The sequence below is a fragment of the Streptomyces sp. NPDC048436 genome (assembly GCF_043200355.1).
GTDB lineage: Bacteria > Actinomycetota > Actinomycetes > Streptomycetales > Streptomycetaceae > Streptomyces.
Map to the genome: position 1 here is coordinate 107,815 of NZ_JBICXP010000015.1, position 15,084 is coordinate 122,898.

General features: G+C 71.8%; 6 protein-coding genes. 2 read left to right on the forward strand and 4 right to left on the reverse strand.

What is annotated here, in order from left to right; all coding sequences use genetic code 11:
* Positions 1-4 precede the first annotated feature (4 nt).
* The 4 genes from ACGFX9_RS35135 to ACGFX9_RS35150 are packed head-to-tail and all read right to left on the reverse strand — an operon-like array spanning position 5 to position 8,162.
* Positions 5-847: an ABC transporter permease gene (locus tag ACGFX9_RS35135; RefSeq protein WP_393482790.1), complete on the reverse strand. Its 843-nt coding sequence runs from the start codon at positions 845-847 to the stop codon at positions 5-7.
* Entirely contained in the window at positions 828-1,910 is a 1,083-nt protein-coding gene (locus ACGFX9_RS35140; protein WP_393482792.1) for an ABC transporter ATP-binding protein, read from the reverse strand. Before ACGFX9_RS35140 ends, ACGFX9_RS35135 begins: the two co-directional genes overlap by 20 nt.
* Positions 1,864-2,670: a thioesterase II family protein gene (locus tag ACGFX9_RS35145; RefSeq protein ID WP_393482795.1), complete on the reverse strand. Its 807-nt coding sequence runs from the start codon at positions 2,668-2,670 to the stop codon at positions 1,864-1,866. Before ACGFX9_RS35145 ends, ACGFX9_RS35140 begins: the two co-directional genes overlap by 47 nt.
* A complete protein-coding gene (locus ACGFX9_RS35150; RefSeq protein ID WP_393482798.1) occupies positions 2,667-8,162 on the reverse strand; it encodes an SDR family NAD(P)-dependent oxidoreductase in 5,496 nt (1,831 codons plus the stop codon). The genes ACGFX9_RS35145 and ACGFX9_RS35150 overlap by 4 nt, the downstream gene beginning before the upstream one ends.
* A 252-nt stretch (positions 8,163-8,414) precedes the next feature.
* Here ACGFX9_RS35150 and ACGFX9_RS35155 point away from each other — a divergent pair, with 252 nt between their 5' ends.
* Both ACGFX9_RS35155 and ACGFX9_RS35160 read left to right on the forward strand, forming a co-directional pair.
* Positions 8,415-13,985 carry an SDR family NAD(P)-dependent oxidoreductase gene (locus ACGFX9_RS35155; protein WP_393482801.1) on the forward strand — a complete coding sequence of 1,857 codons (5,571 nt, stop codon included), beginning with the start codon at positions 8,415-8,417 and terminating at the stop codon, positions 13,983-13,985.
* 15 nt (positions 13,986-14,000) lie between these two features.
* The gene (locus tag ACGFX9_RS35160) at positions 14,001-15,074 is read left to right on the forward strand and encodes a helix-turn-helix domain-containing protein (RefSeq protein WP_393482804.1); all 1,074 of its coding nucleotides are present in this window, start codon (positions 14,001-14,003) and stop codon (positions 15,072-15,074) included.
* The last annotated feature ends 10 nt before the right edge of the window (positions 15,075-15,084 follow it).

Here is a 15,084-nt window from a genome sequence, read left to right on the forward strand (position 1 = left end):
TGTATCAAAACTGCCCCATCTGTCCGGTGAGACGTGCGCTCTTCAGTGCCCGTCCGAGCGCGAGGACGGCGGCCGCGCCCAGTACGGTGCCCACCACGAGCAGCGTCAGCAGCCGTGTCCCCGTGCCGTCGGGCAGGGAGGGCCGGAGCACTGCCTCCCGCAAGAGGTCCAGGACCTGCGTGGGCGGCAGGCGTTCACTGACCGGCTGGACCCATCCGGGGAGTACGGCGATGGGGTAGGTGACGCCGCAGACCACCCCGAGCACCCCCCGCAGCGCCTCCGTGATGCCTTCGGCGTCGCGGAATCGGAGCGCCACGACGGCCATCAGCCCGCCCAGGGCGAACAGCGCCGGTATCGACGCGAGGACGACGAGCAGTCCCGCCAGGAGCTGCCCGAAGCCGAGGGGTACGCCGAAGACGAACTTCAGCATCCCGCCGATCGCGCCGAACAACAGGGCGGCGGGGACCATCTCGACGACCGCGGGACCGAAGAGGACGGTGAAGCGGGATACGGGCGTGAGGTGCACCATTTCCAGGGACCCCTGCATCCGTTCCATGCGCAGGGCCGACCCGGGTCCCCAGAGGATCATCGAGATCCACAGGTAGACCGCCCAGCCGAGGTAGATGAACCCGGCCCACTGCGTCGTGCCCGACCTGGCGGCGAAGGCGCCGACCGCGTCTTCGTCGCCGCCCCCGGAGAATCCGCTGGCCTGTGCGACGAAAGAGGCCGGCACGATCACCGACATCACGACGACGGTCACCAGGTTGCCGGGGTAGCGGATCAGCACCTGCCATTCCTTGCGCACCGTCGCGGCGAAGGAGACCGCCTCACTCCGTAGTGGACGCATCGTTCTGCCCCTCTCCCGTCAGGGACAGGAACGCGTGCCTGAGCGTGACCAGCTCGTTCTCCATCCGCAGGATCGTCGTCCCGTGGCGGGCCGCCACGGAGAAGAGCCACGGCGCCAGGTCCTCCTGGTGGGAACTGGACAGGGTCCAGGACGCGATGTCGGCCGGCCGCTCGTCGGGCGGGGCGTCCTCGCGGACGGTCGCCTTCTCCGCCACCTCGGCGGCCAGCAGGCGCAGCCCCTCCGGGCCGGGGTCACGGAACTGGAGGTGCAGGACCCGTGCGGCGCCCACCGAGCGCTTCAGCTCCGCGGGGGTTCCCTCAGCCACCAGGCGGCCCTTGTCGATGATGCCGACGCGGTCGGACAGCAGGTCGGCCTCGGCCATGTCGTGGGTGGTGACCAGGATGGTGTGTCCCGCGTCGCGGAGCCTACGGATGTGGTTGTGGAGGTTGTCTGCAGCGTGCGGATCGAGTCCGCTGGCCGGCTCGTCGAGGAGGAGGACACCGGGCCGGTTGAGCAAGGCCCTGGCGATCACCAGGCGCTGGCGCATCCCCGTGGAGTACCGCTCCACGTAGTCGTCCGCGCGGTCGGCGAGGTCCATCTCCTCCAGCACCTCGTGGATGCGGGCCCGCGACTTCTTGCGCGAGGTGCCGTGCAGAGCGGCGAAGTACTCCAGATTCTGACGTGCCGTCAACTTCCAGTAGACGCTCCGCTCCCCGCCCAGGGCCACACCCAGCATCGATCTCACCTGGCGGCGGTGCCTGCTCGTGTCGAGACCGCAGACGCGGATGGTGCCCGAGGTCGGCTCCAGCAGGGTGGCGATCATTCGGATGGTGGTCGACTTCCCCGCGCCGTTGCGGCCGAGCAGCCCGTAGACCTGTGCCGCGGGCACGCGCAGGTCGACGCCCCGGACCGACGCGACAGGGTTTCCCTCCTCGTCCTTGCGGTCGGGGTAGAACTTGGTCAGGTCCGCCACCTCGATGACGTACTGACCGGTCGGTTCGCGGTCGGGAGCGGGCTCAGACACGCGTCCGGCCGGCTCGTCCTTCACTCCGGTCCGTCTCATCGCAGATCACCTCCACGAGGGTGTGCACGGCGCGGGAGTCGGGAAAGTGCCCGCCCGGGAAGGTGAGGGCCTCGGCCCGGCCGCTCGTCACCGCGCCCCAGTGCGGCAGGAGGCCCACGGGCACGGTGGCGTCCCGCTCACCGCCCGCAGCGGTCACCGGGCAGGTGAACCACGGTCCTTCGGGCCATGAGGCCCTCTCCACGAGGCGGAAGTCCGCCCGCGCGGTCCTGACGGCCATCTCCATCAGCTCGGGGGAGGAGCGCAACAGCGGGGGGATTCCACCGTAGGTCTCCAGCTTCGCGAGCAGTTCCGCGTCACCCATCAGGTGCATCGGGCTGTCGGGGTCGGGGTGGGAGGGGGGCCGCGCGGCGCCGGTGAAAACGTACCGGGGGCCGGGGAGTTGGCGTTCGGCCATGCGTAGGACGAAGGCGCTCGCCACGTAGGCACCGATGCTGTGGCCGTAGACGGCGTACGGGACGCCGTCGAGGGGGCCGGCCAGGAAGTCGGCCAGTCCGGCGGTCAGGTCCGTCAGGTCCGTCGCCATCGGTTCACCGATCCGCGTCTCCCTGCCGGGCAGTTGGACGGGCCACACCTCGATGCCCCGGGCGGCGAGGGCGGCCGTCCACTCCCTGAACAGCGTGGCTCCGCCGCCCGAGTGATGGAAACACAGCAGCCGCAGCCGAGGCGGCCCGGCCGGGCGCGCCGCGAACCTGATCCACGGTTCCAGGTCCACCGGGCTCCCGTGCGGTGCGCGGTTCACTCGCCGCCTCCCGTCCGGGCGCCGGTGTCCGTGACATGGGCGGCGAGTTCCCTGAGTGTCGGGTTGTCGAAGAGGCCCGCGATGGGCAGCGTGAGGGACAGGCTGTCCCTCATGCGTGCCGCCAACTGCACCGCGACCAGGGAGTTTCCTCCCAGCTCGAAGAAGTCGTCGTCCAGGCCGATGGCACTGACCCCGAGCGTCGCGGTCCACAGCTCCGCGAGCTTCTTCTGCAGCTCGGTCTCCGGCGGTGCGTACGGGGTGTTGTCGAGCAGCCTGTCACCGGCGGCCGTGGCGCCGTCGGTCAGCCGACTGTCCTCCAGTTCGCGCCGCACCACGTCCAGGCTCAGCGCGCGCGAGCGCCGTATCGCCCTGCGTATGCCCTCGGGGCAGACGACGAGGTGCGGTTCCGGGCGCCATTGGACGATCCGCCACAGTACGTCCAGGCCCAGTTCGGCCGAAATCCCGACGTCGGCCAGCGCCTCGCCGTACACGCCGGGGCCGGTATCGGCCTCCGCCGGTTCGCCGTCGGTGTCGTTCACCACGGCCCGGATGGCCCCCGGGTCGACACGGCGCTCGGCGTAGCCGGTGATCTCGACCACCACCCGGCCGTCGTCGTCGAGGATGTCGACGTCCGTGGTGTCCACCTCCACGTCGCCGCCGCCCGAGGTGTGCCGGATGTGGACCCAGAACGCGGAGGGAATCGGTTCGTGCACGCGGACGCGCTGGTAGCCCAGGGGCAGATAGGCGTCACCGCGGGCCCGCCGCTCGGCGTCGTCCTTGGCGCTCACCGCGATGTCCAGCAGGGTGGGGTGCAGCCGGTACAGGGCCGCCTCGGTCCGGTACTCCTCGGCGAGTTCGACCCGGGCGATCTCCTCACCGTCGCCCACCGAGACGCTTCTGAGCGCTCCGGTCCAGTGCGGTCCGAACTGAACCAGCCTGCCCGGTTCGGCGAGCACCTCCTGGCCGACGGAGAACTTCTCGCACCGGGCGGCGATCTCCCGCAGGTCCCGCTGCGGGACCGGATCGGCCGCGACCGGTTCAAGACGGCACCTCATCCGCTCCGTCCAGACCCGTGGCTCCGGTCCCACCGCCGTGGCGGCGACCGAGGCGGTGTGCGCGGTGCCGTCCGGGGTCAGGGTGATGCGCAGCTCGGTCGGCTCGCGCACACCGATGGGCCCGAGGAACACCAGGTCGCTGATGGCGGCGATGCCTCCGACGCCTCCGCGGTAGCCGCCCTCGACCATCTCCAGCAGTGCCGTGCCCACCACGACGTCGGCGCCGCCCATGCGGTGCTCGGCGGAGATCCAGTGGCCCCCGGGTTCCAGCACGGTGGTGAACTCGACGACGTCCTTCCTGCGCGTCACGCGGTCGAGCAGCGGGTGCCCGGCGGCCTCGTACCTGGCTCCGGTCTCCAGCCTGCGGAACGCCTGAGGAGCCGCGGTCTCGGTGTCGGCCGCCATGCCGAACTCGCTCCAGCCCGCCCAGCCGATCGAGACGACGGGCAGCCCGCGCCGGCAGGCCCAGGAGGCGAACCGGTCAAGGAAGTTGTTGGCAGCGCAGTAGTCGACCTGGCCGAAAGCGCCGGTGACCGCGATCTCGGAGGAGAACAGCATCATGAAGTCAGGCTCGGTGCCGAGCAGTCGGTGCAGCCCGAGCGTGCCCGCCACCTTCGGCGCGAGGACACGTGCCGCATCGTCGTCGCCGCGTACGGCCATCATCCCGCCGCCCGCGATACCCGCCGAGTGGAAGACTCCGTGGACGGGGCCGAATTCGGCCCGCACGGCGGCGAGCACCTCCGCGAGCGCTGCCTCGTCGGACACATCGCACCGTACGGGTACGACAGTGGCCCCGCGCTCCTCGAACGACAGCAGCCGCAGCAGCTTGCCCCGCAGGGCCTCCTCGGTCTCCAGAGAGTCCGCCAGTTCCTTCCACTGCTCCCTCGGCGGCACCGGGGACCTGCTCATCAGCACCAGCGTGACGGGTCCTGTCCTGGCCAGGTCGTCGGCGACCGCGAGACCGATCCCGCCAAGGCCGCCGGTGATCAGGTACGTACCGCCGGGCCGGATCACCGGCGCGTCGGGGCGCGGCTCCTCGACCGGCGCGGGCCGGTAGTCCAGGCGCCACCGCTTGCGGCCGCGCCACGCCACCTGGAGGTCGTCCGTGGGCGTGCCGAACTCCGCGACCAGCCGGCGGGCCAGCACCTCGGCCGGCTCGTCGGCGGGCAGGGAGAGGTCGACGGCACGCGAGGTGACGCCGGCGAGCTCCCGTTCCATCAGCAGGACGGGGCCGACGAGCGTCGCCTTGGCCGGTTCCAGCCGCTCCGTGCCGGAGACCTCCTGGAGGTTGCTGGAGACCGCGTACACCTTGACGTCCGTGCCCAGGTCGGCCCGGTCCAGCTGCTGTCCCAGGTGGAGCAGGCTGTAGAAGCCCTTGGCCAGGGTGTCGGCCACCGTCGCGTCGGCGAGCGGGTCTGCTTCCGGGTCCGTCAGCGTGAACGCGTGCACGACGGTCCCGGGCGGGTCATCGGCGAGCGCCGTCAGCAGTTGTTCCAGGTCGTCGGCGGCGTCGGGCCGAAGGGTGAACCGCCCCTCCGCGAGCCGGGCGAACTCCGTGCCCGCACGCACTACCGTCACGCGTGCCCCGCCGCCGGAGAGCTGATCGGTCACGTGCTGGACGACGGGGTGGCCGGAGTCGAACACCAGCCAGTGGCCACCGGCGGGGGGCGGCTCCTGGGCGGGCAGGGGCGCCTCCTGCCAGTTCTGCGCGAAGGTGCAGCGGTCCGCGGGGAGGGAACCTTGTTCCTCGGCGCCGTCGGCGCCGCCAGGGACCACGGGGTCCGGGTCGACCCAGTACACGCGCCGTTCGAAGGGGTACGTCGGCAGCGGGAGCCGCCGCCCCTCCGTCGACCAGGCCTCCCAGTCGATGGGCACGCCGCCGACCCACAGCGTGCCGAGGGCCTCGGCGAACACCTCGTCGTCCGGACGGCTCCGCTGCGGGTGACGCATCGTCGGCACGATCGGAACGGCGTCGTACCCCACGCGCTGGCGGGCCAGACGGCTCAGCGTGTCGCCGGGGCCGACCTCCACCAGGACGCGGTCGTCGCCCGCCACGAGCGTCTCGACGCCGTCCGCGAACCGCACGGTGGAGCGCAGATGGGCGGCCCAGTAGGCGGGGTCCGTCGCCTGACCCTCCGTGATCCAGGTGCCGCTGACGTCGGAGATGAAGGGCAGTTGGGGTGCCGCGAGGGGGATCCGGGCAAGTTCGGCGGCGAACTCCTCCAGGCACGGTTCCATCGACGCGGTGTGGAAGGCGTGCGAGGTCTGCAGGGCCGTGACCGTGAGGCCGTTCTCCTCGCAGGCCCGGGACACAGTCTCCAACGCCTCGAACGGTCCGGCCACGACCGTGCTCCGGGGCCCGTTGACCGCGGCGATCTCCACCGTGCCGGGCAGCAGGTCTCTGACCTGCCCCTCCGGTGCGGCGACGGCGATCATCCCGCCGGGCTCCATCGCGTTCATCAGGCGGCCCCGCGTGGCGACGGCGGCGAGCGCGTCGGCGAGGGTGAAGACGCCCGCGAGGTGCGCCGCGACGTACTCACCGACCGAGTGCCCGATCATCGCCGCGGGCCGGACCCCCGCGGCCTCCAGCAACTTGGCCTGCGCGTAGGAGACGGCGAACAGCGCCGGCTGGCTGTACCGGGTCTCGCGGAGCAGCGCCGCCGCCTCCCCCTCGTCCCCGTCCGTCGGGTACAGAAGGTCGCGCAGGTCGTGGTCGAGCCGGGGGCGGAGCAGGTCGGCGCACGTATCGAGCGCCGACTGGAAGACCGGCTCGGTCGTGTAGAGATCGCGTCCCATGCCGACGTACTGCGCACCCTGGCCGGGGAACATCATCACCGGCTGGCGGGCGGTCGCGGCGGCCGGGGCGGTGATCTGTCTGCTCGAACGGATGGCCTGGAGCGCCGCCGCGGCCGCGGCTGTGGAGTCGGCCACCACCGCCCGCCGTTGCGGATGGGCGGTCCTTCCGTTCTGCAGGGTGAAGGCCACGTCCGCGGGCGCGGCCCCGGGGTGCTCGCCGAGGAAGGCACCGTACCTGCGGGCCGCTTCCTCCGCCGCCGCGGCCGTGCGCGCGGAGACGGGCAGTGTGAACCAGCGGCGCCGCCCGGGGGAGACGGGTACGGGCGGGGCGGGTGCCTCCTCGATCACCACATGGGCGTTGGTCCCGCCGATCCCGAACGAGCTGACGCCCGCGCGGCGGGGGTCCTCTCCCGCCTTCCAGGGGGTGAGTTCGGTGGGGACGTAGAAGGGGCTGGACTCCAGCTGCAGGCTCGGGTTGGGCGTCTCGAAGTTGATGTTCGGCGGAATGGCCTCGTGCTGCAGGGCCATGCAGACCTTGATCAGGCCCGCGACCCCGGCCGCCGGGCCGAGATGGCCGACATTGGCCTTGACGGAGCCGATCAGGCAGCTCCGGAGGCCACCCGCTCCCGCGGCACGGAACGCCTGGGTGAGCCCCGCGACCTCGATCGGATCGCCCACCAGGGTCCCGGTCGCGTGGGCCTCGACGAAGCCGATGGTGTCCGGGTGCACCTCGGCGACGGCCAGCGCCTCGGCGACGAGCTGGATCTGTCCCTGGACGCCCGGGGCCGTGAAGCCCGCGCGGTCGCCGCCGTCGTTGTTGACGGCGGACCCCCTGATCACGCCGTAGATGTGGTCGCGGTCGCGCATCGCGTCGTCGAGCCGCTTCAGCACGACGGTCCCCGAACCCGTCCCGAACATGGTCCCGTCGGCGGCGGCGTCGAACGGCCTGATGTGCCCGCTGCGCGAGTAGATGTCGCCCTCGGACCACGTGTAGCCGGTGGCGTAGGGGAGTTCGACCTCGACCCCGCCTGCCAGGGCGTAGTCGCATTCGCCGTCGCGCAGGGACTGGGCCGCCAGGTGGACGGCGACCAGCGCGGTGGAGCACGCGGTCTGGATGTTGATGCTCGGGCCGCGCAGGCCGAGCCGGTAGGAGACCGTGGTGGCGAGGTAGTCGGGGCTGTTGCTGACCTCGATGGCCATGTTGCCCACGGCGGCCTTCATCGCGGCGTTGCGGGCCACGTTCCGTTCGCCGTAGTAATTGTTCGCCATCCCCCCGAAGACGCCCACCTGGCCCTTGATGCGGGTGACGTCGTAACCGCTGTCCTCGATGGCGGCGTGGCAGGTCTCCAGGAACAGCCGCCCCTGCGGGTCGCGCACCTCGGCCTCACGCGGCGTGTAGCCGAAGAATCGTGCGTCGAACCCCGCCACGTCGTCGACGAGGGGTGCGGCGTTGACGAAACGCGGATGCCGGAACTCACGGGGTTCGACCCCGGCCGCGAGCAGGTCGTCCTCGGAGAGACGGGTGATCGACTCGGTACCGGCGGCGAGGTTCGCCCAGAACTCCTCCGGGGTGTTCGCCCCTGGAAAGCGGCAAGCCATTCCCACGATCGCGATGTGGTCCGCTCGTGGCTCTTCCGCCATGTGTTCCCCCTGCACCGCTGTGTCAACTGGGCCTGCTGGGTGGCTCAGCCTAGAAGTGGCGCCTGGGCCGAACAACGTCACATTTGTCTGACCCTCAGGCCGTACGTCGGGGGGTCCCCTTTCCCCTGGTCGGCGGCCGCCGGCACCGGGCGGGCGGGCGTCCAAACGCCGTCACTCAAATCTGACGTGGTTCGCGATCACGTCCAGGAAGTAGGTTCAGCCACCCCAGCCGAGCTTCGTAGGGGGAAGTACATGAGTGAGGCACACCCAGGCGGACAGCCGGCGGTGCGGCGCATCGCGGTCATCGGACTCGCCGGCCGGTTCCCCGGTGCCCAGGACGTCGACCAGCTGTGGACGAATCTGGTGGACGGCGTGGAGTCCCTCACGGAGCTCACCGACGAGCAACTGCGCCGCAGCGACATCTCCGAAGAGTCCATCGCCAGCCCGCACTACATACGACGGCGCCCGCTGATGGATGACGTCGAGGGCTTCGACGCCGGCTTCTTCGGCTACCGCCCGCGTGAGGCCGACATCACCGACCCGCAGCAGCGGGTCTTCCTAGAGGTCTGCCACACGGCGCTCCAGCACGCCGGGTACGACCCCGCACGCCACGAGGGCGCGATCGGCGTATACGGGGGCAGCGGCCCAGTGGCGTACCACTTCAGGAACGTCTACGAGAACAGCCGGGTCCGTGCCGCGGTCGGCGACATGGCCATCGAGACCAACAACAACCTCGACTACCTCGCCACCCACGTCGCGCACGCCCTCGGCCTCGAGGGCCCGGCCGTCTCCATGGTCACCGCGTGCTCCACATCGCTCGTCGCCATCCACTCCGCGTGCCAGGCACTGGCGAGCGGCGACTGCGACATGGCCGTCGCCGGGGGTGTCAACATCCTCCTCCCCTACTACGGCGGGCAGAAGTGGGCGGAGAACAGCATCTACGCCCTCGACGGCCATGTGCGGGTCTTCGACGCCGAGGCGGCCGGGACGAACTTCGGCACCGGCGCCGGAGCCGTCGTCCTCAAGCGGTACGAGGACGCCGTCGCCGACGGCGACCACATCGAGGCCGTGCTGATCGGCACCGCCGTCAACAACGACGGGGCGCGCAGGAACGGCTTCGCCGCGCCGAGCCACGACGGTCAGGCCGAGGTCATCACCCAGGCGCTCGCCGCCGCGGGCGGCCTCTCCCCCGACACCATCGGCTACGTCGAGGCGCACGGCACGGCGACCGCCGTCGGCGACCCCATCGAGGTCTCGGCACTGTCGACCGCCTACCGCCGGGCGGGCGCGACACGGAACCAGGCGTGCCCCATCGGGTCCCTCAAGGCCAACATCGGGCACCTGGGCCCCGCGGCAGGAGTGGCGGGACTGATCAAGACGGTGCTGTCGATGCAGCACGACGTGATCCCGCCCGCCATCAACTTCACGACCCCCAACCCCCGCATCGGCTTCCCCGAGACGCCGTTCTACGTCAACGCCGAACTCTCCCCCTGGCCCGAGCGCGGCAACCCGAAGCGGGCGGGAGTGAGTTCCTTCGGCATCGGCGGCACCAACGCGCACGTCATCGTGGAGGAGGCGCCCCGGCCCCACCCCCGGGCGGCGGAGCGCGACTTGACCCCGCAGGTCCTGCCGCTGTCGGCGAGGACGGAGACGGCCCTGGCCACTCTCCGCACCGAGCTGGCCGCTCATCTGCGCGACCATCCCGAACTCGCCCTCGAAGACGTCGCCCACACCCTGCAGACGGGCCGCAGGGAGATGACGCACCGGGCAGCCTTCGCCTGTCGGGACACCGAGAGGGCGATCGCCGCTCTGGAGCGGGAGAACCACCCCCGCGCACAATCCGCGCAGCACGCGAGGCCTGCCTTCCTCTTCCCCGGACAGGGAAGCCAGCAGGTCGGCATGGCGGCCGGACTGTACGAGGCGGAACCGCTGTTCCGCGCGATCGTCGATGAGTGCGCCGAGATCCTGCGCGAGCACCTCGGCCAGGACCTTCGCCCCCTGCTGTGCGGTACGGGCGAGGAAGGCACCGCCGAGGACGCGGCCGAGCGGCTGAACCGGACCGAACTCGCCCAACCCGCCCTGTTCGTCACCGAATACGCGCTGGCCCGGCTGTGGATGGACCGGGGCGTCGAACCAGCCGCGCTGGTCGGCCACAGCATCGGCGAGTACACCGCCGCCTGCCTCGCGGGCGTCTTCACCCTCCACGACGCACTGCACCTGGTAGCCGAGCGCGGACGCCTCATCGGGTCCATGCCGCGCGGCGCCATGCTGGCCGTGCCGCTCCCCGAGGACGACCTCGCCCCGCTGCTCACCGACGAACTGAGCCTGGCAGCGGTCAACAGCCCCAAGAGCTGCGTGGTCTCGGGACCCGAGGACGCCCTGGAGGTGCTGGGCGACTGGCTGGCCTCCCACGGGATACGCGGCCAGCGGCTCCAGACCTCGCACGCCTTCCACTCCGCCATGCTCGATCCGGTGCTGGAACCGTTCCGCGAGGCGGTGGCCGCGGCTGACCTGCGGCCACCGCGCATCCCCTTCGTCTCCACCCTCACCGGCACCTGGATCACCGACGAGGAGGCGACCGACCCCGACTACTGGGCCACGCAGCTGCGCGGCACCGTCCGTTTCGCGCAGGCATGCGGCACCGTCACCGAGAAGGCGACGGCCCTGCTGGAGACTGGCCCCGGCCAGAGCCTCACCACGTTGGCACGCCAGACCCTGTCCCGCGACACCGCCGTGGTGCCCTCCATGCGCCGGGCGAACTCCGAGCGCTCGGACGAGGACTGCGTCGCGGAGGCCGTCGCCGCCCTGTGGTCGCACGGCGTCGGCGTCGACTGGGCGCGGCTGCGCTCGGACGCCCCGCGCCGCCGGGTCGTCCTGCCCACCTATCCGTACGAGCGGGTACGGCACTGGATCGACCCGGACCCGGACCCCGAGGTAACGGCTCCGGCCGCCGCCGAGCCCCTGGTCCTGCCCGCCGACGAGTCCACCTTCCTGCCGACCTGGCGCAGGCGTCCGCTGAACCGGGCCGCCCCCGCGTCCGAGTGGGCAGACGGCGGGTACTGGCTGGTCCTCGAGGACTCGGCCGGGACTGCCGACACCCTCATCGACGGGCTGGCCGGGCGCGGCGTCCCCCTGGTCCGTGTGGTGGCGGGCGAGGCCTTCGCCGACCTGGGCGGGGGCCGCTACACGATGGACCCCGCACGACGCGCTGACCACGACGCGCTCCTCAGCGCGCTCGACGCGGGACCCGGGCGTCCCACGCACGTGCTCCACGGCTGGAGCGCCGCCCCCGCGGCCGCCGGGGCCTTCGGCACGGACGAGACCGACCGGGTACGCGACACGGGCTTCCTCGGTCTGCTCCACCTCTCGCAGGCCTTGCTGGAACGGTGGCCGGACGGGGAGACGGACGTACGAGTCCTGACGACCGGTTCCTCCGACGTCTCGGGCAGCGACCCCGTGGAACCGGCGAAGGCCCTGCTGCTCGGGCCCTGCCTGGTCATCCCCCACGAGTCGCCGACGCTCACGTTCCAGCTGATCGACGCCGACGCGGCTGCCCTGGCGGACGCCGGACAGCTGGCCGAGGAGCTGGGCACCCCCGTCCGCGATCCGCTGGTCGCCTACCGGGCGGGCCGCAGGTGGGTCTCGGAGCACGAGGCGGTCGCCCTGCCCCAGCGGTCGGTGCTCCCCAGGACGCTGCGGCGCCGCGGGGTCTACCTCATCACCGGCGGCATGGGCGGTATCGGTCTCGAAACCGCCAAGGAGCTCGCGCGCACGGCAGGCGCCAGGCTGGTCCTGGTCAACCGGGCCGTTCTGCCCGAACGGTCCGAGTGGGACGCCCACTTGGCCGCGCACGGGCCCGACGAGCGGACGAGCCGGCGGATCCTCGGGGTCCGGGAGGTGGAGGAGCTCGGCGGTGAGGTGCTCGTCGCCTGCGCCGACGTCACCGACGAGGCGGCGATGCGGAAGGTCGTCGATATCGCGAAGGAGCGCTTCGGCCGCATCCACGGCGTGTTCCACGCGGCCGGTGTGCCGGGCGGCGGACTCGCCGCGCTGCGGACGGAGGAGCAGGCCCGCGAGGTCCTCGCCCCCAAGGTCGATGGCACCCTGGTGCTCGACCGGCTGCTCGGCGACGAGCTGGAACTGCTGGTGCTCTTCTCCTCGATCGTCTCCGTCTCCGGCGACTACGGAATGGTCGACTACTGCTCGGCCAACGCCTTCCTGGACGCCTACGCCCAGGCGCGGCGCACTCGGGGCCGCTGCCGCACCATCGCGGTCAACTGGTGCGGCTGGACCGAGGTCGGCATGATCGGCGACACCCACACCAACGCGCCGAGGGCCTTCCGCGAGCTGGAACAGGGGATCACCTCCACCCAGGCCGCGCACCCGCTGCTCGGCCGCCGGCAGGACACCGGAGACGACTCGGAGGTGGTGTACTCCGCCCTGGTCGACCCGGACTTCCACTGGGTGCTCACCGACCACCGGATGGGTGGTTCGGCGGTCTTCCCCGGCACCTCGTTCATCGAGCTGATGTCCGCCGCGTACAAGGACGGTGTGGACGACGGTCCCGTCGAGGTGCGGGACGTGCTCTTCAGCCGCCCACTCGCCGTCGACCAGCGGCGCGAGGTCCAGGTACGCGGGCAGCGCGCCGGGTCAGGGGCCTACGACTTCACCGTCCGCAGCCGGGCCGTGGACACCCCCGAGGCGCCCTGGCACCACCACGCCCGCGCCACGGTCGCCCGGTACGCCGGGTCTGCCGAGCCGGAGCAGCGCGATCTGGCGGGCATCAGGGCCCGCTGCGACGAACTGTCCTGGTCCCCTCAGCCGGACACCGACGAACACCTGGTCCAGTTCGGGCCGCACTGGCCCGCCATGGAGGTCTTCGACGTCGGCAGGGGCGAGCACCTCGTCACCCTGGGACTGCGCGAGGGCCAGGGCGACGACGACCTCGGCGACTTCGTCGTCCACCCTTCCCTGCTCGACGGGGCCACCTCGCTCAGCCTGTTCATCCCGGGCCTGGTGGGCGGGGGCACGAGCTTCCTGCCCGTCGGGTTCGACCGGCTGGTCGTGCGCGAGCCGCTACCCGCCCGCCTGTACAGCCACGTCCGGTCCTTCGAGGTCGCGCAGGACCGGTCGAGCGCCACCCACGACATCGGCATCCTGGACGAGCGGGGCCGCGAGGTCGTCACCGTCGAAGGGTTCAAGGTGCGCATCCTCCAGGTGGAGGAACTCGGTGGCGGCCACGGACCGGCGGCGTCACCGGGATCGGACCGGGAGACCCTCCGGGCCGATCCCGCCGCGTCCACCGTGTCCACCGCGGCGGCAGCGGCCGCCGCGGAGCCGGATGGCACCCCATCCGGCGAGCTGCTGATCACCCCGGACGAGGGGATCTCCCTGCTGTGGCGGGTGCTCGACACCCGTGATGAGGCGCAGTACGTCGTCAGCCGGGAGCCTCTGGCCCAGCGGCTGCGGCGCGTCTCCCGCATGGCCGAGTCCATCGGGGCCGCGGGGAGCGGAGCGCTCGCCGGAGCCGCCAGGCGCACCGAACAGGCTTCCGTGGCCGTCACGGAGACCGCGACGACCACGCAGGGGCGACTCGTGGAGCTGTGGCAGGACGCCTTCGGGCTGCCCCGCATCGGCCTCGACGAGGACTTCTTCGACCTCGGTGGGAACTCGCTGGTGGCAGTGCAACTGGCCGTACGCATCCGGGAGTCGCTCGGCGTCAGCCTGCCCGGGGTCGCCGTGCTGGAATACCCGACCGTCAGGGACCTCGCACGCCGTGTCGAGGAGGCGCTCCAGCAGCTCGACGGGGCGCAGAAGCGGTAGCGGAAGGACGGGCGTATGCAAAGAACACCGATATCACTGTCAGACGGATTCGCCGGTCTCGGCACGGCAGACGCGGACGTGCCCGGTTCCGAGCCGGCGCGCGTGTACGCACACGCGCTCCGCCGCGGCAGCATCGTCGAGGACGACGAGCTGTTCGCGGCGGAGCTGGGGCTGGGCACCGACCGGGTCCGTGCCGCGGTGGCGCACCTCAAGGAGCTCCATCTGCTGCGCGAGGAGCGGGGAACGGGCGGGGCGACCGTCCTGTTTCCCGTCGACCCGGACGTCGCCCAGGCGTCACTGATCCTGCCGATCGACGAGGAGGTGCACCGCCGCAGGGCCACGATCAGCCGGCTCCGACAGCGCCTCAACGACTTCCGGCCGCACTATCTGGAGACCCGCAGGAGTGCGAGTGACGGCGATGCCTCCCTGGTGGAGCTGAGGGACGCCGACGAACTCGCCGGGCACCTGTACCTGGCGGCGGAGCACTGCTCGGGCGAGTACGTCGCCCTCCTGCCCAACGGACTCCTGTCCACGGGGGACGAGACCTCGGCCCGGGTGGCGGACGGGGCACTGGGTCTCCTGGCCCGCGGGGTCCGCGTCCGCCTGCTCCTCCAGCACGCCGTACGCTCCGACATACGCGCCCGCAAGGTCCTCACCCGCCTGCACATCGGCGGGGCGGAGATCCGGACCACAGGTGAACTGGGCCGTCAGCTCGTGGCCTTCGACGAGGAGACCGCCTTCCTCCTGAACGAGGGCGGCGGTGCCGACGAGTCGGCGGGCGTGATGATCCACAGCCGCTCGGCCGTGGGCCTCCTCCTGGACCTCGTCGAGTGCACCTGGTCGGGCGCGCAGCAGTACTCGGCCGAGGAGAGCGGCTACCGGACGGTGGCTGACAGCCTCCACCTCACCATCGTCCAGCTACTGGCCGACGGCCTCACCGACGAGGCGGTGGCCCGCAGGCTCGGCATTTCCGTACGCACCTGCCGTCGGCACATCGCGGCGGTGCTGCGCGACCTCGACGCCGTCAGCAGGTTCCAGGCCGGGGTGCGGGTGGGGGCGGCGCGGCAGTCCGCGCCGCCCGTGGCCTGACACCCGCTCC